This is a genomic window from Streptomyces sudanensis, assembly GCF_023614315.1.
In the GTDB taxonomy this organism is placed as follows: domain Bacteria; phylum Actinomycetota; class Actinomycetes; order Streptomycetales; family Streptomycetaceae; genus Streptomyces; species Streptomyces sudanensis.
Map to the genome: position 1 here is coordinate 3769239 of NZ_CP095474.1, position 23485 is coordinate 3792723.

23 protein-coding genes are annotated in these 23485 nt (G+C 75.7%); 11 read left to right on the forward strand and 12 right to left on the reverse strand.

Features of this window, described 5'->3' with window-relative positions; all coding sequences use genetic code 11:
- Nucleotides 1-2 precede the first annotated feature (2 nt).
- The gene (treY, locus tag MW084_RS17350) at nucleotides 3-2339 is read right to left on the reverse strand and encodes a malto-oligosyltrehalose synthase (protein ID WP_010470523.1); all 2337 of its coding nucleotides are present in this window, start codon (nucleotides 2337-2339) and stop codon (nucleotides 3-5) included.
- An 81-nt stretch (nucleotides 2340-2420) separates the two neighbouring features.
- Complete coding sequence (gene glgX / locus MW084_RS17355) at nucleotides 2421-4544, reverse strand: glycogen debranching protein GlgX (protein WP_010470524.1); 2124 nt, start codon at nucleotides 4542-4544, stop codon at nucleotides 2421-2423.
- A gap of 538 nt (nucleotides 4545-5082) precedes the next feature.
- Between glgX and MW084_RS17360 the strand changes: the two genes are divergently transcribed.
- Both MW084_RS17360 and MW084_RS17365 read left to right on the forward strand, forming a co-directional pair.
- Nucleotides 5083-6324, forward strand: a complete 1242-nt coding sequence (locus MW084_RS17360; protein ID WP_010476493.1) for an SAV2148 family HEPN domain-containing protein — start codon at nucleotides 5083-5085, stop codon at nucleotides 6322-6324.
- Nucleotides 6325-6433: 109 nt separating this feature from the next.
- Nucleotides 6434-7159: a 3'-5' exonuclease gene (locus tag MW084_RS17365; protein WP_010476495.1), complete on the forward strand. Its 726-nt coding sequence runs from the start codon at nucleotides 6434-6436 to the stop codon at nucleotides 7157-7159.
- Nucleotides 7160-7172: 13 nt separating this feature from the next.
- On the opposite strand, the gene MW084_RS17370 is transcribed toward MW084_RS17365, so the two are convergent.
- Nucleotides 7173-7997: an alpha/beta fold hydrolase gene (locus MW084_RS17370; RefSeq protein ID WP_010476497.1), complete on the reverse strand. Its 825-nt coding sequence runs from the start codon at nucleotides 7995-7997 to the stop codon at nucleotides 7173-7175.
- 62 nt (nucleotides 7998-8059) lie between these two features.
- Complete coding sequence (locus MW084_RS17375; RefSeq protein WP_010476499.1) at nucleotides 8060-8920, reverse strand: aminoglycoside phosphotransferase family protein; 861 nt, start codon at nucleotides 8918-8920, stop codon at nucleotides 8060-8062.
- Between the two features lie 212 nt (nucleotides 8921-9132).
- Here MW084_RS17375 and MW084_RS17380 point away from each other — a divergent pair, with 212 nt between their 5' ends.
- Together MW084_RS17380 and MW084_RS17385 are read left to right on the forward strand one after the other, a co-directional pair.
- Entirely contained in the window at nucleotides 9133-9699 is a 567-nt protein-coding gene (locus MW084_RS17380) for a DUF1697 domain-containing protein (RefSeq protein ID WP_010473008.1), read from the forward strand.
- Nucleotides 9700-9742: 43 nt separating this feature from the next.
- Nucleotides 9743-10363, forward strand: a complete 621-nt coding sequence (locus tag MW084_RS17385) for a mycothiol-dependent nitroreductase Rv2466c family protein (RefSeq protein WP_010473009.1) — start codon at nucleotides 9743-9745, stop codon at nucleotides 10361-10363.
- 12 nt (nucleotides 10364-10375) lie between these two features.
- On the opposite strand, the gene MW084_RS17390 is transcribed toward MW084_RS17385, so the two are convergent.
- Nucleotides 10376-11401 (reverse strand): DUF6745 domain-containing protein, encoded by a 1026-nt coding sequence (locus MW084_RS17390; protein ID WP_029553678.1) that lies wholly within the window; start codon nucleotides 11399-11401, stop codon nucleotides 10376-10378.
- A 24-nt stretch (nucleotides 11402-11425) separates the two neighbouring features.
- Complete coding sequence (locus MW084_RS17395; protein ID WP_010473011.1) at nucleotides 11426-11752, reverse strand: hypothetical protein; 327 nt, start codon at nucleotides 11750-11752, stop codon at nucleotides 11426-11428.
- 143 nt (nucleotides 11753-11895) lie between these two features.
- Here MW084_RS17395 and MW084_RS17400 point away from each other — a divergent pair, with 143 nt between their 5' ends.
- The 6 genes from MW084_RS17400 to MW084_RS17425 all read left to right on the forward strand — a co-directional run bounded on the left by MW084_RS17400 (nucleotide 11896) and on the right by MW084_RS17425 (nucleotide 18137).
- The gene (locus tag MW084_RS17400; RefSeq protein ID WP_010473012.1) at nucleotides 11896-12855 is read left to right on the forward strand and encodes an STM4015 family protein; all 960 of its coding nucleotides are present in this window, start codon (nucleotides 11896-11898) and stop codon (nucleotides 12853-12855) included.
- A 10-nt stretch (nucleotides 12856-12865) separates the two neighbouring features.
- On the forward strand, nucleotides 12866-13972 hold the full coding sequence (locus MW084_RS17405; RefSeq protein ID WP_010473015.1) for an STM4014 family protein: 1107 nt from the start codon (nucleotides 12866-12868) through the stop codon (nucleotides 13970-13972).
- A gap of 19 nt (nucleotides 13973-13991) precedes the next feature.
- The gene (locus MW084_RS17410) at nucleotides 13992-14798 is read left to right on the forward strand and encodes an STM4013/SEN3800 family hydrolase (RefSeq protein ID WP_039829623.1); all 807 of its coding nucleotides are present in this window, start codon (nucleotides 13992-13994) and stop codon (nucleotides 14796-14798) included.
- Complete coding sequence (locus tag MW084_RS17415; protein ID WP_010473018.1) at nucleotides 14795-16156, forward strand: STM4012 family radical SAM protein; 1362 nt, start codon at nucleotides 14795-14797, stop codon at nucleotides 16154-16156. Before MW084_RS17410 ends, MW084_RS17415 begins: the two co-directional genes overlap by 4 nt.
- Before the next feature lie 6 nt (nucleotides 16157-16162).
- Entirely contained in the window at nucleotides 16163-17152 is a 990-nt protein-coding gene (locus MW084_RS17420; protein ID WP_010473020.1) for an STM4011 family radical SAM protein, read from the forward strand.
- Between the two features lie 223 nt (nucleotides 17153-17375).
- Entirely contained in the window at nucleotides 17376-18137 is a 762-nt protein-coding gene (locus MW084_RS17425; RefSeq protein ID WP_010473022.1) for a class I SAM-dependent methyltransferase, read from the forward strand.
- Between the two features lie 195 nt (nucleotides 18138-18332).
- Here MW084_RS17425 and MW084_RS17430 read toward each other — a convergent pair whose 3' ends face one another.
- The gene (locus MW084_RS17430) at nucleotides 18333-18650 is read right to left on the reverse strand and encodes a YqfO family protein (protein WP_010473023.1); all 318 of its coding nucleotides are present in this window, start codon (nucleotides 18648-18650) and stop codon (nucleotides 18333-18335) included.
- Nucleotides 18651-18765: 115 nt separating this feature from the next.
- On the opposite strand from MW084_RS17430, the gene MW084_RS17435 reads away from it, so the two are divergent.
- On the forward strand, nucleotides 18766-19176 hold the full coding sequence (locus MW084_RS17435; protein WP_010473024.1) for a hypothetical protein: 411 nt from the start codon (nucleotides 18766-18768) through the stop codon (nucleotides 19174-19176).
- 176 nt (nucleotides 19177-19352) lie between these two features.
- On the opposite strand, the gene MW084_RS17440 is transcribed toward MW084_RS17435, so the two are convergent.
- The 5 genes from MW084_RS17440 to MW084_RS17460 all read right to left on the reverse strand — a co-directional run.
- The gene (locus tag MW084_RS17440; protein WP_010473027.1) at nucleotides 19353-19568 is read right to left on the reverse strand and encodes a DUF6980 family protein; all 216 of its coding nucleotides are present in this window, start codon (nucleotides 19566-19568) and stop codon (nucleotides 19353-19355) included.
- A 305-nt stretch (nucleotides 19569-19873) separates the two neighbouring features.
- Nucleotides 19874-20608: a sirohydrochlorin chelatase gene (locus MW084_RS17445; protein WP_010473028.1), complete on the reverse strand. Its 735-nt coding sequence runs from the start codon at nucleotides 20606-20608 to the stop codon at nucleotides 19874-19876.
- Between the two features lie 5 nt (nucleotides 20609-20613).
- Nucleotides 20614-21546 (reverse strand): ABC transporter permease, encoded by a 933-nt coding sequence (locus MW084_RS17450; RefSeq protein WP_010473030.1) that lies wholly within the window; start codon nucleotides 21544-21546, stop codon nucleotides 20614-20616.
- The gene (locus MW084_RS17455; protein ID WP_010473032.1) at nucleotides 21533-22345 is read right to left on the reverse strand and encodes an ABC transporter ATP-binding protein; all 813 of its coding nucleotides are present in this window, start codon (nucleotides 22343-22345) and stop codon (nucleotides 21533-21535) included. The genes MW084_RS17450 and MW084_RS17455 overlap by 14 nt, the downstream gene beginning before the upstream one ends.
- 35 nt (nucleotides 22346-22380) lie before the next feature.
- Nucleotides 22381-23474, reverse strand: a 1094-nt coding sequence (locus MW084_RS17460) for an ABC transporter substrate-binding protein (protein ID WP_275563670.1), incomplete at its 5' end; no start/stop codon positions are given.
- Nucleotides 23475-23485 lie beyond the last annotated feature (11 nt).

A 23485-nucleotide genomic window follows, 5' to 3' on the forward strand; every position in this document is an offset into this window, starting at 1 on the left:
CCTCAGTCCACGCGGCTCAGCAGCGCCACCGGCCGCTCCCCGAGCAGCTCCGCCACGGCGACCGCGCGCCCCCCGTCGAGGACCCGCGCCCCGTCCAGGGCGTCCGCCCACCGGCCCCCGGGCAGCGCCAGCGCCGTACCGGACCAGCCGCCCGCCTCCGCCAGCCGCAGCGACAGCCGCGTCACCGCCGTGACCACCCGGTCCGACCGGAGGAACGCCACGCAGTGCCCCGCCGCCGGGCCCTCGGCCGTCAGCGGCGTGTACGTCCCCGAGGCGCCGAACGCCTCCGGGTACCGCCGCCGCAGCCGCAGCGCCGCCCGCGTCACCTCCGTCTTCCCGTCCGGCCGCGCCCGCCGGAACGCCGTCCGGTTGTCCGGGTCCACCAGCGCCTCGTACACCGCCTCCGTGCCCTGGTACAGGTCCGGCACGCCCGGCATCGTCAGGTGCAGCAGCGCCGCGCCCAGCACGTTGGCCCGCGCGTACGGCTCCAGCTCCCGCACCAGCTCCGCCACCGGGTGCCCGCCCGCACCCGCCGGGCCCTCGGCCACGAAGTCCGCCACGGCCCGCTCGTACGCCGCGTCCCGCTCCGTCCAGGCGGTGTGCAGCCCCGCCTCCCGCACCGCCTTCAGCAGCGCCCCGCCCAGCCGGTCCCGCGACGGCCGGCCCAGGCCGAACGCCGTCTGCCACGCGGCCCACGCCAGCTGCCCGTCCGGCGCCGGCACCCGCGCCACGTCGCCCAGCAGCTTCGCCCACCGGCCGGGGCACTCCGACAGGACCGCGATCCGCGCCCGCACGTCCGCGCTGCGCTTGGTGTCGTGCGTCGACAGCACCGTCCCCGTCGCCGGCCAGTCCCGCGCGATCCGCGCGCAGTACGCGTGGAACTCCGCCGGGGACACCGCCGGCCTGCCCGGATCGCCGCCCACCTCGTTCGCCGACAGCAGCGGCACGTACCGGTAGAACGCCGTGTCCTCCACCGACTTCGCCCGCAGCGCCGACGCGGTCTGCGCGAACCGCGTCCGGAACGCCCGCTGCGGCGGCCCGTCCCCGAGCCGGCCCAGCGCCAGGTCCCGCACCACGTCCACGGCCGCCGCCTCCTCCGGCACCGCGAACGTCCCCCGCGCCTCCGCCGCCGCCTCCCCGGTCAGCACCTCCTCCGCGCCGGTCCGGTACGGCCGGTACACCGGGACCCGGATCAGCAGCTCCCGCACCGCCGCCCGCAGCGCCCACGGCGCGTGGTCGCGCAGCCGGGGGTCCGCCGCGCACACCCGGCCGGCCGCCCGGACGAGGAACTCCACCTCCGCCGCCAGCTCCCGCGTCACCACCTTGTACGCCGCCCGGCGCGCGGTCGGCTCCCAGTGGCCGCCCCGGTCCCCGGGCGGGGCGGCGAACCGCCGGTACGAGTCGGCCAGGCCGGACGCGCCCGCCCCGTCCACGAACAGCCCGTCGACGCGGCGCAGCGCGTCGTACCCGGTGGTGCCCGCCACCGGCCAGGCCGGCGGGAGCCGCTCCTCGCCGGTGAGGATCTTCTCGACGACCGTCCAGCACGTCCCGCCGGTCGCCCGGTCCAGCGCGCGCAGGTACTCCTCGGGGTCCGCGAGGCCGTCGGGGTGGTCGACGCGCAGCCCCTCGACGACCCCGTCCCGCACCAGCTCCACGATCTTCGCGTGGGTCGCCTCGAACACCTCCGGGTCCTCGACGCGCACCCCGATGAGGTCGGAGATCGTGAAGAACCTCCGGTAGTTCAGCTCCGTGCGGGCCAGCCGCCACCAGGCCGGCCGGTACCACTGGGCGTCCAGCAGTTCGGCGAGCGGCAGCCCCGCCGTGCCCGCGCGCAGCGGGAACACCTGCGCGCCGAGCCGCAGCACCCCCGCCTCCGCGTCGACCCGCAGGTCGTCGAGCACGTCCCCGAGCCGGGCGGGCAGCACGGGCAGCAGCACCCTGCCGCCGCCCGCCTCCCAGTCGATGTCGAACCACCGGGCGTACGGCGAGGACGGCCCGTCCCGCAGCACCTCCCACAGCGGCCGGTTGTGCGGCAGCGCGGCCGCCATGTGGTTGGGCACCAGGTCGACGACGAGGCCCAGGCCGTGCTCCCGCGCGGTGCGGGCGAGGCCCCGCAGGCCCGCCTCGCCGCCGAACTCCTCCCGCACCCGGCCGTGGTCGGTCACGTCGTAGCCGTGCGTCGACCCGGGGACGGCCTCCAGGACCGGCGACAGGTGCAGGTGGGTGACGCCGAGCGAGGCGAGGTACGGCACCGCCTCGGCGGCGGCCCCGAACGGGAAGTCCGGCCGGAGCTGGAGCCGGTACGTGGCGAGCGGGGCGCTGGGCGCGTGGGACGTCATGCGAACGTACGTACCCGGCGGTGCGCCGGGTCTCCCCTCGCCCCCGCCGATGACCCCGTTCGGGCGACAGGGGGCCGGCCGCTACGCGGGGCGGCGCAGGACGGCCAGGCTCCGGCCGACCAGGACGAGCCGGTCGCCGGCCGCCACCTTGTCGCCCTGGCCCGGCGGGACGCCCTGCGGCACGGCGGTGTCCACCACGACCTGCCACTGGCGGCCGTGGTCGACGGGGACGGTGAACTCCAGGTCGTCGGCGCCCGCGTTGAACATCAGCAGGAACGAGTCGTCGAGGATGCGCTCGCCGCGCGGGCCCGGCTCGGAGATGGCCCGGCCGTTGAGGAACACCGACAGCGCCCTGGCGTGCGCGGCGTGCCAGTCCCGCGAGGTCATCTCCCGGCCGCCCGGGGTGAACCAGGCGATGTCCGACAGGTCGTCGTGGGTGCCCTCCACCGGCCGGCCGTGGAAGAAGCGGCGGCGCCGGAAGACCGGGTGGTCGCGGCGGAGCCACACCATCGACCGGGTGAACTCCAGCAGCGACCGGGCCTCCTCCTCGTCCGCGCCGGGCCAGTGCACCCACGACAGTTCGCCGTCCTGGCAGTAGGCGTTGTTGTTGCCGGCCTGCGTGCGGCCGAACTCGTCGCCGTGGCTGAGCATCGGCACGCCCTGGGAGAGCAGCAGCGTGGCGACGAAGTTGCGCATCTGGCGCATCCGCAGCGCCCGGACGCCCGCGTCGTCGGTCTCGCCCTCGACGCCGCAGTTCCAGGAGCGGTTGTGGCTCTCGCCGTCGCGGTTGCCCTCGCCGTTGGCCTCGTTGTGCTTCTCGTCGTACGAGACGAGGTCCCGCAGGGTGAAGCCGTCGTGGCAGGTCACGAAGTTCACCGAGGCGATCGGCCGCCGCCCGTCGTCCTGGTACAGGTCGGAGGAGCCGGTCAGCCGGGACGCGAACTCCGCGAGCGTCCTCGGCTCGCCCCGCCACATGTCGCGGACGGTGTCCCGGTACTTGCCGTTCCACTCGGTCCACAGCGGCGGGAAGTTGCCCACCTGGTAGCCGCCCTCGCCCACGTCCCACGGCTCGGCGATCAGCTTGACCTGGCTGACCACCGGGTCCTGCTGCACCAGGTCGAAGAACGACGACAGCCGGTCCACCTCGTGGAACTGGCGGGCCAGCGTCGCCGCCAGGTCGAAGCGGAACCCGTCGACGTGCATCTCCGTCACCCAGTACCGCAGCGAGTCCATGATCAGCTGGAGGACGTGGGGGGAGCGCATCAGCAGCGAGTTTCCGGTGCCGGTGGTGTCCATGTAGTACCGGGGGGCGTCCTCCACGAGCCGGTAGTACGAGGGGTTGTCCAGGCCCCGGAAGGAGAGCGTGGGGCCCAGGTGGTTGCCCTCGGCGGTGTGGTTGTAGACCACGTCGAGGATGACCTCGATGCCCGCCTTGTGCAGGGCGCGCACCGCCGACTTGAACTCCAGCACCTGCTGGCCGCGGTCGCCCCAGGAGGCGTAGGCGTTGTGCGGGGCGAAGTAGCCGATCGTGTTGTAGCCCCAGTAGTTCGCCATCCCGGCGTCGACGAGCCGGTGGTCGTGGACGAACTGGTGGACGGGCATCAGTTCGATGGCGGTCACGCCCAGTTCGGTCAGGTGCTCGACGATCGCCGGGTGCGCGAGGCCCGCGTACGTGCCGCGCAGTTCCCTGGGCAGCGCCGGGTGGAGCATCGTCAGGCCCTTCACGTGGGCCTCGTAGATCACGGTGCGGTGGTAGTCGGTGCGCGGCGGCCGGTCGTCGCCCCAGTCGAAGTACGGGTTCACCACCACGGACGACATGGTGTGCGGCGCCGAGTCGAGGTCGTTGCGGGAGTCCGGCCTGCCGAAGTGGTAGCCGTACACCGCCTCGTCCCAGTCGATGGACCCGGCCATCGCCCGCGCGTACGGGTCGAGGAGGAGCTTCGCGGAGTTGCAGCGCAGCCCGTGCTCCGGCGCGTACGGCCCGTGCACCCGGAAGCCGTACCGCTGGCCCGGCATCACGCCGGGCAGGTACGCGTGCCGCACGAAGGCGTCGGTCTCCCGCAGCTCCACCGCGGTCTCCGAGCCGTCGTCGTGCAGCAGGCACAGCTCGACGCGGTCGGCGGCCTCCGAGAAGACCGCGAAGTTGGTGCCGGCGCCGTCGTAGGTGGCACCGAGGGGATACGCCTGTCCCGGCCAGACCTGCATAGATGAGACTCTTCCATTCCGATCCGGCTGATGGGGTCACTTCCCCCGATCCTCCACGAAAGTCGCCCGCCCGCCTAGGACGCCGGACGGTGCTACCGGGTGACCGGGGCCGGACCTCGGGCGGTGCCCTGGCCGAAAAACGTCCTTTCCGGCGTGCGGCGGGGGCGTGGCGGCCGCGCCGCGGGGGCACGGCGGGGCGCGGCCCCGCGGTGCCCNCGCGTCCGTGCGGACCTCCCGCCGCGCGTCCGGCCGGGCCGCGGGGGGCGGGCCCGCGCCGCCCCGCGCCCCCCGGAACCGGGCGGTGCCGGCCGGTGCGGCCGTCACCCGTGGGGGTGATCTCCGTCGCGGCGGGTGACGGGGCCCGGTCCCGTGGAGCGGCCCGTGCGGCCCCCCGGCCCGCGCCGGAACCGGAACCGCCGCCGGAACCAAGGGGGGTGAGGGGACGAGCCTGCCCATCCGGCTGCAGCAGGTCGCCCTCCCGGAGTACCCTTCCTTGATCGTTGGAGACGTGCGTTCGGAACCAGAAGGCGGTGCGCGGGTGAGCTCGGGAGGGCTGGAGCTGCCCCCAGGTGACTCGGATCACGAGGGGGGCTCCACTGACCCCGCGGATGTCCCGCCCGGCGCGGTCTCCCTCGCCCGGCCCCTGGAGATCGGCGCGGAACTGGAGTGGGACGCCCGGGACTGGAGCGAGGTGCGCACCCGCGCCCAGCGCGCCGGCCGGGCCTATATCTGGCTGAATCTGGTCGAACAGCGTCTGCGTGCGGTGGTCTCCGCCGTGCTGCGGCCCGTCTACGAGCCCACCCACGGCGACGACTGGGTCGTCGCGGCGGCCGGGCCCGCCGGCCAGGAGTGGGTGCAGCGCGCCGTCGCCGTCCGCGAGGTCTCCCGCCGCAAGGGCTACCTCCTGGACCCCGCCGACGACAACGTCCTCAGCTTCCTCACCCTGCCCCAGCTCCGCGAGCTGATGGTCCAGCACTGGCCCTGCTTCGAGCCGTACTTCGACGACCGCCGCGAACTGGAGCTGGCCCTCGACGAGCTGGAGGTCACCCGCAACGTCGTCTCCCGCAACCGGGCCCTGTCCCGGACCGTCCTCGACCAGTCGGAACGCGCGTCGGCCCGGCTGCTGGAGATCCTCGGCAGCGGCGCGGGCGTGCCGTCCGCGCACCGCCTGCCGGTCGACGCCGTCGAGGACCTCGTGGGGGACCGGTACGCCGACGTGGTGTCCGTCCACCCCGACCGGGTGCGGCTCCAGCGGCAGATGCCCGCCGAGGACCTGTTCGGCGGCGCGCGGCGGCTCGACGCCATCGGCATAGGCCTGAACCTGCTCGTCCAGAACTTCTCCGGCCGCCGGCTCGTCCGCCTCGCCGAGTCCGGGTGCCGGATACGGCTGCTGTTCCTCAACCCCGCCAGCAGCGCCGTCAAGCGGCGGGAGCGGGAGCTCGGCATCAAAAAGGGCGAGCTCAGCCGCTCCGTGGAGATGAACATCCTGCACATGCGGCGCGTCCGCGCCCGGCTCCGCGACCCCGGCGCCTTCGAGATCCAGGTGTTCGACGAGACGCCCCGCTTCACCGCCTACCTGGTCGACGGAGACGGCCCCGACGGCGTCGGCGTCGTCCAGTCCTACCTCCGGCGGGCCCGCGGGATGGAGGCGCCCGTCCTGGTCCTGCGGGGCGGCCGGCGGTCCGTCGTCACCTCCGAGCCGGACGGCGACCACGGGCTGTTCGAGACGTACCGCGAGGAGTTCGAGTCGTTCTGGGCCGATTCACGTCCGGTGTCGTGAAGACCCCGGTAAGGGGGTACCGGGGTCACGTTGTCAGTGCCGCGTGCGAGGGTGAAAGCCGACTGGGGACGGCACCGCGCGGACCGCGGCGCCGCTAAGGAGGATCGACATGCACTGGCACGGGGAGACCCTCGCGGGCTTCGACCTGGAGACGACGGGGACGGAGCCGTTCGAGGCGAGGATCGTCACGGCCGCGGTCGTGGAGGTACGGGACGGGCGCACCCTGGCGCGCCGCGAGTGGCTCGCCGACCCCGGCGTCCGCATCCCCGAGTCGGCCTCCGCGATCCACGGCATCAGCAGCGAGCGCGCCGCCGCCGAGGGCCGGCCGGCCCGCGAGGTCGCCGACGAGGTCGCCGACGCCCTCGCCGGGTACTGGTCCCGGGGCGTGCCCGTCGTGGCGTACAACGCCGCGTTCGACCTGACGCTGCTCGCCGCCGAGCTGCGCCGGCACGCCCTGCCGTCGCTCGCCGAGCGGCTGGGCGGCGAACCGGTCGGACCCGTCGTCGACCCGTACACCATCGACCGGGCCGTCGACCGCTACCGGCGCGGCAAGCGGAACCTGGAGGCGGTCTGCGCCGAGTACGACGTGGCGCTCGACGGGGCGCACGAGGCGGCGGCCGACGCCCTGGCCGCCGTGCTCCTGGCCTGCGCGATAGCCGAGCGGCACGCGCTGGTGGCCCGGCTGGCGCCGCGCGAGCTGCACGCCCGCCAGGTGGAGTGGTACGCCGAGTGGGCCGCCGACTTCCAGGGCTTCCTGCGGCGCAAGGGAAGTCCCGACGCCGTCGTGGACCCCCGGTGGCCGCTCCGGCAGCCGGACGCGCCGGTCGCCGGGTGACCCGGACCGCCCCTCAGGGGTGGCCGGCGAGGAACCCCAGCAGCGCCGCGTTCACGCGCTCGGGCGCGTCCAGTTGCAGCCAGTGGCCCGCGCCCTCGACCCGCTCGTACTGCCAGGAGCCCGCCACGTACTTCTCCGTGCCCGTCATCGCCCGCTCGGTGAGGAAGCGGTCACCGGTGCTCCACAGGCCCAGCACGGGACCCGGCAGCGAGGGCGGCCGCACCTCGGGGCCGAACATCGCCCGCGGCGGCAGCCCCGCCCGGTAGACACCGAGCGCCGCGGTGAGCGCACCCGGCTCCGACAGCCGCTCCACGGCCTCGCCCGCGTCGGGGTGCTCGGCGAGGAACTCCCTCAGGTGCGCGCCGCCGTCGCGCAGCAGCCACTCCTCCGCGACGCCCTCGTGCTGGAACAGCAGCATGTACCAGGACAGGCAGCGCTGCTCCCAGCCGGCGTCGACGAAGGCGCCCCAGTGCCCCACGGACAGGAGCGACAGGCTCGCCATCCGGTCCGGCGCGGTCATGGCCATGGCCTGGACGACGCCCGACCCCCAGTCGTGGCCCACGAGGTGGACCCGGCCGACGCCCAGCCGGTCGAGCAGCTCCAGCAGGTCCGCCGCGGAACGGCCCGGGGCGTACGCCGCGGTGTCCGCCGGCCGGTCGGAACCGCCGAAGCCGCGCAGGTCCGAGACGATCGTCCGGTACCCGGCCGCGTGCAGTGCGGGCAGCTGGCGGCGCCAGCACGCGTGCGTGTCCGGGAAGCCGTGCACCAGCAGCACCGCGGGACCGAGGCCGCCGCTGTCCTGGACCTCCAGGGCCACCTCGGCGAGTTCCACACGCATCCGCAAACCTCCCGACGTCGGACGGACCGCGCAGGTCCGGGCGCGGCCATCATGACAGACGGTCAGAACGGGTACCAGCGGACCTCCGGGTCGCCGTCCCGCAGCGACGCCACACGGCGGCGGAACTCGGCCAGGGCCCTCGGATTGCCCGGCGCGTGCTGGGCGACCCACGCGCAGCTCGCCGTCTCCCGCGCCCCGCGCAGCACGGCGCAGCCCTCCCACTCCCGCACGTCCCAGCCGTACGCGGTCGCGAACGCGTCGTACGCCGCCGGGTCCAGGCCGTAGCGGTCCCGCGACAGGGCCAGCACCACCAGGTCGTGCTCGCGCAGGTCCAGCGAGAACGTCTCCAGGTCGGCGAGGACCGGCCCCTGAGGGCCCACGTGGACGTTGCGGGGCAGCGCGTCGCCGTGGATCGGGCCCGGCTCCCACCGCGGTACGAGCGCCGCGACGGCCTCGGCGAACCCGTCCCGCCGCTCCCGCAGGAACGCGGCGTCCGCCGGGTCGACGGCGTCCCCGGCGAGCCGCAGCCACCGCTCCACCCCGCCGAGCAGGTCCCGGCCGGGCAGCGGGAACGGCGGCGCGGGCAGTTCGTGCACCAGCCGCAGCAGCGGGGCCAGGTCACGCGGCTCGGTCGGCCGCACGGCGTCGGGCAGCCGCCGCCACACGGTCACCGGATGTCCCTCCACCAGCCGCGCCCCGGGCTCGGCCGCCCGCACCGCGGGGACCCCCGCCCCGGCCAGCCAGCCGGCGACCGCCACCTCGCGCCGCGCCCGGTCCAGCAGTCCGGCGTCCCGGCCCACCTTCACCACCAGGTCCCCGACGGCGAACACCGCGTTCTCGCCCAGCGCCAGCAGCGTCGCGTCCGCGCCGCCCGCCGGGTACCCGGCCGCGCCCAGGACCTCCCGGGCCCTCGCCTCGTCCATACCGCCGTCCCGTTCCTCGTCCGCCGGGGCGCGTCGCCCGCGCCCGTCCGCCGACGGCCAGTCTCGCACCCGCGCCGGGCCCGCCCCGCCGGGCCCGGCNGNCGNGACGGCGCCCGACCGGGCGCCGCCCGGTCGGGCGCCGTCGCGTCGCGTGCCCCGCCCGCCGGGCGCCGCCCGGCCGCGAACCCGCCGGAACGCCTAGGGTGGCAGTCATGACCAGGACCACCCGGTACGCCGTCCTGCTGCGCGGCGTCAACGTCGGCGGGCCCCGCAAGGTCCCCATGGCCGAACTGCGCGCCCTCCTCACCGGACTCGGCCACACCGACGTGCGGACCTACCTCCAGTCCGGCAACGCCGCCTTCACCACCGCGTCCGGCGCCGGCGAGGACGCGCTCGCCGCCGCCGTCGAGCGGGCGCTGGAGGACCGCTTCGGCTTCCCCGTCGACTGCCTCGTCCGCGGCGGCCCCTACCTGCGGGCCGTGGTCGACGCCTGCCCGTTCCCCGCCGCGGAGCTGGAGGGGAGGCAACTGCACGTCACCTACTTCTCCGCGCCCGTCACCGCCGACCGGTTCGCCGGGCTCGACGCCGCCGCCCACCTCCCGGAGGAGTTCCGCCTCGGCGACCGGGCCCTGTACCTCTACACGCCCGACGGCCTGGGCCGCTCCACACTGGCGGCGGCCCTCGCCCGGCCGTCCGTCGTCAAGGGCCTCGTCGCCACCACCCGCAACTGGAACACCGTCCGCAAGCTCGCCGAAATGGCCCAGGACACCACCCCGTGATTGGCCCGTTCCCCCAGGTCCACCGCCGATTAGCGTCACCGGTATGAACACCGGACAGCCCGCCGCCACCGTCGACTTCTGGTTCGACCCCGCCTGCCCCTTCGCCTGGATCACCTCCCGCTGGATCCTGGAGGTCGAGCGCCACCGCGACCTCCGGGTCCGCTTCCACGTGATGAGCCTCCACCTCCACAACACCGGCAACGAACTGCCCGAGTGGTACCGGGACCTCGTCAACCGCTCCGTGGGCCCCGTCCGCGTCGCGGCGGCCGCCGCGACGCACCACGGCGAGGACGTGCTCCGCGACCTCTACACGGCCCTGGGGACCCGCATCCACCGGGACGGGAACGACGACTTCGACGCCGTCGTCACCGAGGCCCTGGCCGAACTCGGCCTGCCCGCCGACCTCGCGAAGGCCGCGCAGGACCCCGCGTACGACGAGGCCGTGCGCCGCAGCCACGACGCCGGCAAGGACCCCGCCGTCGACGCCTACGTCGGCACGCCGACCCTCCACGTCGACGGCGCCGTCTGGTTCGGCCCCGTCCTCAACGCGATCCCGCGCGGCGAGGAGGCCGTCCGGCTCTTCGACGCCTTCCGGACCCTCGCCGGGCACGACGGGTTCTTCGAACTGAAGCGCGCCCGCACCGGCAGCCTCGACCACACCTGACCCGGCGGCCCGTCACGTCTCCCGCAGGGGCGCGTAGGTCTCGGCCTCCAGCCCGAACGTCCACGCCACGCCCTGCCTCGCCGTCCGCGTGTCCGGCGGCACCCGCAGCCAGTAGGTGCGGTTCGTGCCGTCCGGCTCCGGCGTGGAGTTGACGACCTCCACCATGACGACGTCCTCGTCGTCCGGCAGGGGTATCCGCCACAGGACCCCCGTCCCGTCCCGGTGCACCGGCTCGGCGCCCGACTCGCGCAGATAGCGGTCGTAGCCGTAGGACTCCAGCATCACCCGGCGCAGCTCCGCGTTCTCCTCGGCCCGGATCCGGTCGGGCGTCAGGGACCGCAGCTCCTCCAGGAAGTCCGCCGGGACGGGCATGCCGCGCCACGCGTGGAGCGCGAAGCCGTCCGGGTAGGCGAGCGCCGGGCCGTCGGCGCGGTCCAGCCGGCCCGCCTCGTCCCGGTGCAGCTCGCAGGGGCGCTCGCTGATCACGGCCAGCCGCTCGTACGGCCACCACCAGCCCGCCGACCGGGCCACCGCGGCGAGCCCGTCGAGCGGCGTGTCCCCGTCCGCGTCGAACGCGCACAGCCACGCCGCGTCGTGCTGGCCCAGCACCGCGTCGAGTAGCAGCAGCCGCACCTCCGTCTGCCCGGCACGGCCGTCCGCCAGTTCCGCGACCAGCCCGGCCCGGATCCGGTCCGCCAGCCGCTCCGTCGTCTCCCACAGGCGGGCCCCGGTCGTGTTCCACCGGTGCCCCCAGCCCCGCGGGCCGAGCCGCCGGTGCAGCCGGCTCCGCTCCGCCGCCCACGGCGCGCTGCGCACCTCGTCCCGCACCGACCGGCCGCGCGCGCCGGGCCCGCACGGGCCGTCCGGCGCGTCCCGCAGCAGCCGCACCGCCTGCCGCGGCGACCCCGCCCACACGATCCGCTCCGGCTCCGGCAGGCCCGCCCGGCGGTACGCGAGCCGCACGCCCGCCTCCGCGGCCGCCCGGTCCGCCGGCCCCGTGGCCGCCGCGGCGGCCCTCCACACGTCGACGCCGTCCATCGCCATCCCCCTCGCTCCCGTTCCTCAGTCCGCCACGATCCGCACCGAACCCGGCACGTACTCCCGCTGCCGCACCACCCGGTACCAGCCCTTCGGCAGCGGGATCGCGGCGTGCTCCTCGTGCACCACCCGCCCCCCGTCCGGCAGGTGCAGCAGCAACGGGCCGAACGCGCCGGGCTCCCGCACCAGCCGCCCCGGACCGACCACGGCGTGCGCGTGGCCCGTCACCTCGCCCAGCGCCAGCACCATCCGGCCCCGCCCGTCCCGCGGCTCCGCCGGCGCGTCCGCGGCGTCCGCCGGAACGGCCTCCTCCGCGAGCGGCACGATCAGCACGTCCCCTTGCCGGTACACGACCGTCCCCTTCCCGCACGGCGCCCGGTGCGCCGTGTCNNNGCNGNCCGTNCGGNNCCGCCNCGCCCCGCGCGGTGNNNAGTGCCGCTTGCTACAACTTGCAGGCACACAGCGACGACGGACGAGGAACGGCGGGGACACGCATGGTGAGCCATCTGCAGGAGGCGTACGGGCTCCGGGTATTCGACTTCCCGGGCCCCAAGGAGACCCCCCGGCACCCGCTGCCCGAGGCCGACGCCGTCGCCTGGCGCGTCTCGTCCGACACGTACGACAGCGAGGAGAGCTGGACCGAGGCGTTCGCCCGGTTCGCCGCCGCCGTCGACCTCGGCCAGGTCCGCGCGATCGTGGTCGGCGCCTGGGAGGAGGCGTACGAGGAGAGCCCCGAACCGATCATCGAGGCGCTCCTCGGCGCGCGGACGCGGCTCACCTCCCTGCGGTCGCTGTTCCTCGGCGACATGGAGTCCGAGGAGTGCGAGATCTCCTGGATCCAGCAGGGCGACGTCACCCCGCTCCTCGCCGGCTTCCCCGAACTGGAGGAGTTCGGCGTCCGCGGCGGCACCGGCCTCGTCTTCCCCGCCGTCACCCACGAGCGGCTGCGCTCCCTGACCGTCCAGACCGGCGGCATGCCCGCCGAGGCCGTGCGCGGCGTCGCCGCGAGCGACCTGCCCGCGCTGGTCGCCCTCGACCTGTGGCTGGGCACGGACAGCTACGGGGGCGACTGCTCCGTCGAGGACCTGGCGCCGATCCTCGACGGATCCCGCCTGCCGAGCCTGCGTCACCTGGCCCTGCACAACAGCGACATCCAGGACGGCATCGCCGCGGCCATGGCGTCCGCGCCCGTCGTCCCCCGGCTGGAGGTCCTCGACCTCTCCATGGGCGTCCTCACCGACGAGGGCGCGGCCGCGCTGCTCGGCGGCCAGCCGCTCACCCACCTGAAGCGGCTCGACCTGCACCACAACTACCTCAGCGAGCCGATGCGGCAGCGCCTGCGCGACACCCTGGAGAGCGCCGGTGTCGCCCTCGACGTGGACGCCGGCAACGCCTATCCCGACGAGGACGAGGACGACGGCCGCGTCTGGCGGTACGTCGCCGTCGGCGAGTGAGGAACCGGCCGTGACGGAGGGGACCCCGCGGCGCTGGGCGGTCGTCGGCAATCCGGAGAACCGCCGCGTCGCCCTGTTCGGCCGGGCGCTCAGCGAGGCCGGGCTGCCCGCGCCGCGGGTCGTGCCGTGGACGGCCGTCCTGCGCGACGGCGGCGCCGCCTTCGCCCCCGACGAGGTCGTACGGCTGGACTCGCCCGGCGAGAACGCCGAGGTCGACCGGGCCCTGCGGGGACTGGACGACCCGACCCGCGTCGAGGGCGGCGCCCGCTGGTACGCGCGGTTCACCGCCGCGGTGCGGACCCTCACCGGGGGCGTCCGCCTCGACGACCCCGGCGAGCTGGCCGTCCTGTTCGACAAGCGGCGCTGCCACGGCGTCCTGGCCGCCGCCGGGGTGCCGGTCCCCCAGTCCCCGACGTCCGGCGCCGCCGCCCCGGTGCGCGGCTGGGACGACCTGCGGGCCCTGATGGACGCCCACCGCATGCCGAGGGTGTTCCTCAAGCCCGCCCACGGGTCCTCCGCGTCCGGGGTCGTCGCCCTGGAGACGGCGGGCGGCGGCCGGCTCAGGGCGACCACCTCCGTGGAGAGGACCGAAGACGGCCGCCTCCACAACTCGCTGCGCGTCCGCCGCGTCACGAGCGAGCGCGAGGCCGCCGCCCTGGTGGACGCGCTCGCACCGGACGGACTGCACGTCGAGCGGTGGTGGCCCAAGGCGTCCCTGGACGGAGCCCCGGCGGACCTGCGGGTCGTCGTCGTCGCCGGCCGGGCCACCCACGCCGTCGTCCGCACCGGCCGCTCGCCCATGACCAACCTCCACCTCGGCGGCCGGCGCGGCGACCCGGCCGCCGTCGCCGCCGCCGCCGGACCCCGCTGGGCCGACGCCCTGGAGACGTGCGAACGGGCGGCGGCCTGCTTCCCCGGCACCCTGTGCGTCGGCGTCGACCTGCTCCCGGCGGTCGGCTGGCGCCGGTTCGCCGTCGCCGAGGTCAACGCCTTCGGCGACCTCCTGCCCGGCCTCACCGGCCTGCCCGGCAGCGGCGCCGAGGGCCTGGACACCTACGCGGCCCAGGTAGCGGCCGTGGAGCACCACCATGCGAGGAACCACCGTGCACCCCTCTGACAGCGCCCAGCCCCCCGACATGAACGAGGTCGTCGGCCGCGACGACCTCCTCCTGCTCACCCTGGACACCCTCCGGTACGACGTGGCCGTCGAACTGGCCGCCGCCGGGCGCATCCCCCACCTGGCCCGCCACCTGCCCGGCGGCGTCTGGGAGGAGCGGCACGCGCCGGGCAACTTCACCTACGCCTCCCACCAGGCGATGTTCGCCGGGTTCCTGCCCACCCCCGCCGCGCCGGGACCGCACCCGAGGCTGTTCGCCGCCCGGTTCGCCGGCAGCGAGACGACCGCCGGGCGCACCTGGGTCTTCGACACGCCCGACCTGGTCTCCGGCCTCGCCGCCGCCGGGTACCACACGGCGTGCGTCGGCGGCGTCGGCTTCTTCAACAAGCAGGGCGCCCTGGGCCGGGTCCTTCCCGACCTGTTCCAGGAGAGCCACTGGGAGCCGGAGTTCGGCGTGGCGTCGCCCGTCTCCTTCGAGGCGCAGGTCGCACGGGCCGAGCGGATCGTCGCCCGGCTGCCCGCGTCGCGGCGGCTGTTCCTCTTCCTCAACGTCTCCGCGCTGCACCAGCCCAACTGGTTCCACCTGCCCGGCGCGACCCGGGAGGACGGGGACAGCCGCGCCACCCACGCCGCCGCCCTGGAGTACGTCGACCGGCACGTCGGCCGGCTGTTCGCCGCGATGAGCTCCCGCCGCCGCTGCTTCGCCGTCGTCTGCTCCGACCACGGCACCACCTACGGCGACGACGGCTACACCGGCCACCGCCTCGGCCACCGGGCCGTGTGGACCGTGCCGTACGCCCACTTCTTTCTGGAGCCGTCCGCATGACCGCGCCCGCCGGCCCGACCGCGCCCCCCGTCCGCCCGTACCGCTCGTACGTCTACGCCTATCCCCACAAGACCGCGTACCGGCCGCTGCCCGACCGGCCCGCCCTGCGCGACCTGTGGCGGGACGAGGCCAAGGACGCCCTCTCCCTCTACCTGCACATCCCGTTCTGCGAGGTCCGCTGCGGCTTCTGCAACCTCTTCACCCGCATCGGGGCCCCCGACGGCCTCACCGGCCGCTACCTCGACGCCCTCGACCGCCAGGCCGCGGCCGCCCGGGACGCCCTCGACGCGCCGGGCGGGCGCACCGGCCCGGTCCGCTTCGCCAACGCCGCGTTCGGCGGCGGCACACCGACCTTCCTGACCGCCGCCGAACTCGACCGGCTCTGCGACATCGCGGAGAAACGCATGGGCGCGGACCTGCGGGGCGTCCCCCTCTCCGTCGAGACGTCCCCCGCCACCGCGACCGCCGACCGCCTCGCCGTCCTCGCCGAGCGGGGCGCCACCCGCCTCAGCATCGGCGTGCAGAGCTTTGTCGACGAGGAGGCCAGGGCGGCGGTCCGGCCCCAGCGCCGCGCCGATGTGGAGGCCGCGCTCGGCCGCATCCGCGACACCGGGGTCCCCGTCCTCAACATCGACCTCATCTACGGCATCGACGGCCAGACCCCCGCCACCTGGCGCACCTCCCTCGACGCCGCCCTCGCCTGGCGGCCCGAGGAGCTGTACCTGTACCCGCTGTACGTCCGCCCCCTCACCGGCCTCGCCCGGCGCACCGCCCACACCGACCGCGACTGGGACGAGCAGCGCCTCGCCTTGTACCGGCAGGGCCGCGACCACCTCCTCGCGCACGGCTACGAGCAGGTGTCGATGCGCATGTTCCGCCGCGCCGACGCCGCCCCGCAGGGACCCGACGACCACGCCTGCCAGACCGACGGCATGATCGGCCTGGGCTGCGGCGCCCGCTCCTACACCTCCGCCCTCCACTACTCCTTCGACTACGCCGTCGACATGGGCCGCATACGGGCGATCATCGACGACTACACCGCCGCCGAGGGCTTCGGCCGCGCCCTCCACGGCCGGTACGTCGACGACGGCGAGGCGCGCCGCCGCCACCTCCTGCAGTCGCTGCTCCAGGCCCGGGGCATGCCGCTCGCCGACTACCGCGACCGGTTCGGCACCGACCCGTACGACGACTTCCCCGCCGAGCTGGGCGCCTTCGCGGAACGCGGCTGGCTCGACGGGCGGGGCGCCGGGGACGTGCTGCGGCTCTCCCCGGAGGGGCTCGCCCACTCCGACGCGCTGGGACCCGAGCTGTTCTCGCCCGCCGTACGGGCCGCGATGGCCGCGTACGAACCGAAGTAGCCCGCCGTGGACCTGACCCTGCTGTACCGGGGGCCGCTCGCCTCCTGCGACTACGACTGCCCGTACTGCCCCTTCGCCAAGCGCCGCGACACACCGGAGCAGCTGCGCGCCGACCGGGCCGCACTGGAGCGGTTCACCGGCTGGGCCGCCGAGCGGACCGGCGACCGGCTGTCCGTCCTGTTCACCCCGTGGGGCGAGGGGCTGGTCCGCTCCTGGTACCGGCGGGCCCTGGTCGAACTGTCGCACCGGCCGCACGTCCGGCGCGTCGCCATCCAGACCAACCTCAGCTGCCGCACCGACTGGCTCGCGGACGCCGACCCCGCGACGGTCGCCCTGTGGTGCACCTACCACCCCGGCCAGACGCCGTACGAGCGGTTCCTGGCCAAGACCCGCGACCTCGCCGACCGGGGGATCAGGCACAGCGTCGGGATCGTCGGCCTGCCCGAGCACCTGGAGGACGCCCGGCGGCTGCGCGCCGCCCTGCCCGCCCACGTCTACCTGTGGGTCAACGCCGCGGAGGGCCGCTCCTACACCGACGACGAGGCCGCCGCGTGGACGGCCCTCGACCCGCTGTTCCCCTACAGCCGGCACCCGCACCGCTCGGGCGGACTGCCGTGCCGCACGGGCGAGTCGGTCGTCTCCGTCGACGGCGACGGCACGGTCCGCCGCTGCCACTTCGTCCGCTCCGAGCTGGGCAACCTCTACGACGGCTCGTACCGCGCCGCGCTCGTCCCGCGCCCCTGCCCGCTGGCGGTCTGCGACTGCCACATCGGGTACGTGCACCTGGAGACGCTGCCCCTGTACGACGTGTTCGCGGGCGGCGTCCTGGAGCGGATACCGGCGGGCTACCCGGAGCCGGGCCCGGCCCGCCCGGACCCGGGGGCGCCGGGTTCCCGCCGCGGGGCGCCCCGGAGCGTGGACCTCCCCGACCCGGTGCCCGTCCGGCTCGGCGCCGTGGGGGGTGGCGGGCCCCGCCCGGGGCGGTGCGGGCAGTGAGCCCGGCCGGAGGGCGCGGCGGTCGGCTGTCCGGCCCGAGGGGGGCGAGCGGTCCGCGGGTGGATCATTGGGAGCCGGAGGCGGCGACCCGTCACGCCGGCCCGTCCTCCGCCACCGCCTGCACCCCGCCATCGCTCCGTCCGCCGTCTCCGGGGACCGGCTCCCACCGGACGAATGAACGGCAAGCACGTTGCCGTTGCCCGGAGTTGTCGATAATCCCCGTATGGCTACCACTCCGCAGGGTCATCTGTTCGACGCGGCCGCCGCCGAATACGCCGCGAACCGCCCCTCGTACCCGCCCGAACTGCTCGACGCGGTCGAGGAACTCGCCGGCTTCCCCCTGGAGGGCGCCCGCGTCGCCGACGTCGGGGCCGGCACGGGACTGGCGACGGCGCTCCTGAGGGACCGCGGCGCGAACGTCGTCGCCGTCGAGCCCGGCCCGGGCATGGCCGCGCAGTTCCGCCTCGGTCTGCCCGACATCCCCCTGGTGATCGGGGACGGCGACCACCTGCCGCTGGCCTCCGCCTCCTTCGACGTCCTCACCTACGCCCAGTCCTGGCACTGGACCGACCAGCGCCAATCCGTCCCGGAAGCCCTGCGGGTCCTGCGCGGCGGCGGCGCGCTCGCCCTCTGGTGGAACGACTCGGACTGCACCGCCGCGTGGATCGCCGACCAGGACGCGCGCCTGCGCCGGCTCTTCGGCGCCGCGGAAGGCCCCCACGACCCCGCGGCCCGGTTCCGCGGCCTGCCGCCCGAACTCGGCTTCGCCCACCGGCACGTGCCGTGGTCCCGGACCGTCCCCCTCGACACCCACCTCGCCAACCTCGCCAGCTACTCCGACTTCCTCCGCCTCGGCAGGGACGCGACGGACGCCTTCCTCGCCGAGGAACGCGCCCTCCTGACCGGGATCTTCCCGGACCGGATGATCGAGGAGCGCTACGTGGTCAGCCTGGCCGTCGCCACGAACGCCCCCGAGCGCGCATAGCCGCACGGAAGGACACCCCGTGCCGCGCACCCTGCCGCGGGACGCCTCACCGCCCTCGTCCCTCCCGCCGCCTTTCCACGGAGTCGCCGGCCTGCCGCCGACCGGGCGGGCCGCGACGTGCCGTCCGCCACGAGGCAGCCGGGCCGGTCGCACCCGTCGGCGAACGCCCGTGACGGACGTGCCCGTCGGCGTCGCTCACGGCTCGTACAGCGGCAGGAAGTGGATGACCGCCTGCTCGTAGGGGTGGGCTTCGCGGACGGCCCGTTGGACGGCGGCGGCCTGCTCCACGTCGCAGACCGATTCGATCCGGCACTCCTCGCTGTGCTGGACGACGCCCACCTCCCCCTCGTACGGTCGCGCGCCGGGCAGGGCCTGCCAACTGCCGGTCACCTTCCAGACGCTGGAGCACCGTGCGTACTCGCCCACCCGTCCCGCACCGGCCGCGTGGAGAGCCTCGATCACGGCCTCCGCGTGGCTTTCGGGGACGGCCACCTCGATCTTCAGACGCGTCATGACCGGACCCTAGCAACCCGCGTGACGGGCGTGTTCGTGACAGGTGAACCGCCCGCGGCGACCACCCGCCCGCCGGGGCCGCGAGGGACGAGCGGCCGTCCCGCACTATCGCCCCGTGGGCTTCTTCGTCCTCGTCGCGGTTCTGCTGGTCCTCCTGGTCGGGCTGGGGCTGTGGAGTCATGCGCTGTTCTCGGGCACGTGGCGGCGCAGCCCCGCCTGGTTCGCCTGGAGCGCGCTGTTCCTGCTGCTGGGCACCGGCGTCACCTACCTCGCGGGTTCCCTCGCCGGGGCGTCGCTGGACCCGGAGGAGGCGTGCCACCGGGTGGGCGAGCCCTACGACCGGGCGTATCGCAGGGCGAACGTCGAGGAGTACGGGCGCTGGTTCCCGCTGCACGACAGGTGTCACGCGGGTTACGACCTGGTGCCGGCCTGGGTGAATCCGGCACTCGCCACCCTCGCCGTACTGGCGCTCGCCTGCCTGGCCCGCGCCGCGCTCCTGGCCGTCGTCCGGCGCCGGGCCATGTGACCCGCCGCGCGGGGCGGTGTGCCCGGGTGTGTGCCGAGGACGACCCGTGGCGGCCCGGCCCGCCCCTCCCGGCGCACAGGAGCCGGCTGGGGGCGTCCCGAGGCGCGGCGGGCGCTCCCTCCCGGGGATCGGTTCCGCGTCGCCCCGGCTCGTCGGACCAGCGGTCCCGCCGCGGATCAGCAGTCCCGTCGTGACCCGGGGAGACGCCGTCCGCACCAGGGGCAGAAGCCGATCCCGATGCTCGACCCGCCGCCGTCGTGAACGATCAGCCCGTACTCCCGGGACCCGGCGTCGAAGTCGACCAGCGCGTCCGGGCAGGCGAAGGGGTCGCCGTGCTGCTCGCAGTCCACGTCCACGCGGGCGGCCATCGTCTCGCAGCAGTGATCGGTCACGGGATCGGCTTCCTCTTCGGCCGGACCGCGATCCGGGGCGGATCACGTTCCGCGGTGGTCGTCGGTCGGCACGCGAGGACCTGACGGACGTGCAGGAGGTGGTGCCGGAGCGATGGTCGCCGACGGGCGGGGAGTTCGGCCGGCCACCGGCGCGGCCCGACGGTACACGATCGACGACACGCGTTTCCGGGTCCCGCGCCCCGGCCGCCACCACGGTTCGGCCCTCGTCGCCCGTACACCGGCCGGTGACCGCGCGGCGGCCGCGGCCGTTCCCGGCCGCGCCCCGGCCTCACGGGGCAGTACGGCTAAGCCGCGACCGGCGGGTGGGTCGCGCCGGCGCGGTCGTACCGGTCCAGCAGGAGGCGGGCCAGTTCGGGGGCGGGGCCCAGGACTTCGGCCAGTGCGTCGGCGCCGGCCGCGTCCTTCGCGATCCGGTCGGAGAGGCGGCCGGGGGCGATCACGTACGGTGCGACGGCCACCCGGCGGGCGCCCCCGGCGCGCAGCGCCCGCACCGCGTCCCCGGTGCGGGGGAGGGCGGCGGAGGCGAACGCGGGCCGCACGGCGTACCAGCCAGCGCGCCGCAGTTCCCGCGCCGTCCGCGTGGCCGCCGCGTCGGCCTCCGGGTCGGTGGAACCCGCGAACGCCAGGACGACCCCGGTCGCGGGCCTGTCGGCGGGGGTGAGGCCCGTCTCGTACAGGCGGCGTTCGACCGCGCGCAGCAGCAGCGGCGACGGGCCGAGGACCTCCGCCGGGCGGACCCGCAGCGCCGGAGGCGCCTGCCGCAGTACGGCCGGGAGGTCCGCCTTGGCGTGGAAGGCCCGGTTCAGCAGCAGCGGCACGGCCACCGCCTCCCGTGCGCCGCCGGCCGCGAGGGCCGCCAGGGCCTTGGGCACGGACGGCTCGTCGAAGTCGAGGAACGCGGTCTCCACCCGGACGCCGGGGCGCAGCGCCGCGGCCGACCGCACCAGGGTGCGGACGGTCGCGGCGTGCCGCGGGTCGCGGCTGCCGTGGGCGACGGCCAGCAGGGCGGGCGCGGGCACGGCGCTCAGCCCCGGCCCAGCAGGCCGCGGCGGCGCAGCACCGCGCGCTCCAGCGGGCTGAACAGCAGCAGGTCCACGGCGACGCCGACGAGCAGGATCAGCAGGATCGCCAGGAAGATCCCCGGCATGTCGGAGTTGTTGCGGCCGTTCTCCAGCAACTGGCCCAGGCCCAGGCCCAGCTCCGGCGACGACGCGATGATCTCGGCGGCCATCAGGGACCGCCAGGAGAACGCCCACCCCTGCTTCAGGCCCGCCAGGTAGCCGGGGAGCGCGGCGGGCATGACCACGTGCCGGGCGCCCCGCAGTCCGGTCGCGCCGAGCGTGCGGCCCGCGCGCAGGAACAGCGGCGGCACCTGGTCGACGCCGGCGATCAGCCCGTTGGCGATGGACGGCACGGCGCCCAGCAGGATCACCGCGTACATCATCCGGTCGTCCAGGCCCAGCCACAGCACCGCGGGCGGCACCCACGCGACGGACGGCAGCGACTGCAGGCCCGACAGGACCGGCCCGACGGCGGCCCGCACGACCCTCACCCGGGCGACCAGCAGCCCCAGCGGCGTACCGATCGCGAGCGCCAGGGCGAAGCCGGACAGGGCGCGCGACACGCTGGTCCACAGGACGTCGAACAGCGTCCCCCGCAACCACATCTCGGACAGGCTGTCCCACACCGCGGACGGCGCGGGCAGCTTGTACGCCTCGGTGACCTCCGCCCACACCAGCAGCTGCCACACCGCCAGGACCAGGGCCACCGCCGCGACGGGCGGCAGGACCCGCTCCGCCAGCGTCCGGCGCAGCGGTGTCCGGCGCGTCTCGACGGCCTCCAGCGCGTCGAGCCCGGCCTCCAGGCCCGCCAGGTCGTCCGCCCCGCCGGACCGGTCCGCCTCCGGCGCCGTACCGGCCTCCGGCCTCGTACCGGGCCCGGTGTCAGTGCTGCCCATGGCGGCGGATCTCCTTCCGCAGTCGTTCGGTGATCTCCAGCGACAGCTCCGCCACCGCGGCGTCCTCGATGCGGCGCGGCTGGGGGATGCCGACCGTCCACTCCCGGGCGATCCGCCCCGGCCGGGACGACAGCAGCACCACGCGCTGCGCCAGCCGCACGGCCTCGCGCACGTTGTGGGTGACGAACAGCACCGACAGGCTCCCCGGGGCGGAGGCGTTGGCGGTCCGCCAGATCCGGGTCAGCTCGTCGTGCAGCACGTCGCGGGTGATCGCGTCGAGCGCCGCGAACGGCTCGTCCATCAGCAGCAGCCGGCTGCCCTGGGCGAGCGCCCGGGCCATCGCGACGCGCTGCCGCATCCCGCCGGACAGCTCGTGGACGCGCTTGCCGTACGCGCCGCCCAGCCGGACCAGGTCCAGGAGCCGCTCCGCCTCGCCGCGCCGCTCCGCCCGGGGCACGCCCCGCAGCCGCAGCGCCAGCTCGACGTTCCTGCCGGCCGTCAGCCACGGGAACAGCGCGTGCTCCTGGAACATCAGGGCGGGCCGGCCGTCGGTGGCGACCGTCCCGGACGACGGCCGGTCGAGCCCGGCGAGCAGGTTGAGCAGGGTGGACTTGCCGCAGCCGGACGCCCCGAGCAGGGTGACGAACTCGCCCGGCGCGACATCGAGGCTGACGTCGTCCAGGACGAGCTGCCGCCCGGCGGGGCCGGCGAAGGACTTCGAGACGCGCTCGACGCGCGCGGCGTGCCCGGCTGCCGCGCGTTCCCCGGCGCGGGGCGGTACAGCGGTCGCGAGGGCCATGGCCGTCACCTCCTGGTTGCTGGTTCGACGGGGGTTCAACGGACGCCGAGCCCGGCGTCGGAGACGGGTGCCCGGCCCTCGGCGGCGAGGACCCGGTTCAGCGGCCGCAGGTCGTAGATCCCGGCCGTGCGGGGGGCGCGGAGCAGCCCGGTGGCCTCCGCGCGGGCGGCCTGCTCGCGCAGCGTCCCGGCCAGCGGGTCGTCGAGGAACCGGAGGGCCGGCCACGCCGAGTCGATCACCTTGGCGGGCAGCGCCTTGCCGGTGAGGGCCTCCAGCTGGGCGTTCGCGGACGCCTTGGCCTCCCGCGGGTGGCCGTTGATCCACGCGTTGGCCCTCAGCGAGCCGCGCAGCACCGCCTCCACCACGTCCGGGTGCCGCTCCAGGAAGGCCCGCGAGGCGACGATGTTGGTGATCGCGAACCTTCCGCCCGGCCACAGCGACGCCTCGTCGAGGAGCGGCCTCGCCCCCTCGGCGATCAGCTTCGAGGCGGTCGGCTCGGGCACCCACGCCCCGTCGACGGAACCGGACCGGTAGGCGTCGGGGAGGGCGGCGGCGCCGACGCGCAGGACCGACACGTCGCCCTCGCCGCTCTGCGGGTCGATCCGCCAGCCCCGCTCGCCGGCCCAGTGGAGGAACGCCACGTCCTGCGTGTTGCCGAGCTGCGGGGTGGCGATCCGCTTGCCCCGGACGTCGCCCGGGCTCCTCACCCGGTCCGGGTTCACCACGAACCGGACGCCGTCGGACGCGGCGCCGCCGACGATCCGCAGGCTCCTCCCGCCGGAGCGGGTGTGGGCGTTGAGGGCGGGGGAGGGGCCGAGGAACGCGACGTCGATCGAACCGGCGTTGAGCGCCTCGACCGCGGCGGGCCCCGCGTCGAACGTCGAGGTCCGCAGCCGCGTGCCCCGCAGCTCCCGCTGGAGGAAGCCCTCCCGGTCGCCGACGAGGGCCGTGCCGTGGGTGAGGTTCGCGAAGTACCCGACGCGCACCGCGTCCGCGGACAGCTTCGGCCCCCCGGCCGCCTCCCCCGCCCGGTCGTCGACGGCCTGCGAGCCGTAGCCGCACGAGGCCACCACCGCGAGCAGCAGCGGGAGGACGGCGGCGAGGACGGGGCCGCGGCGCGGCGCGGGCCNGNCCTCGGAG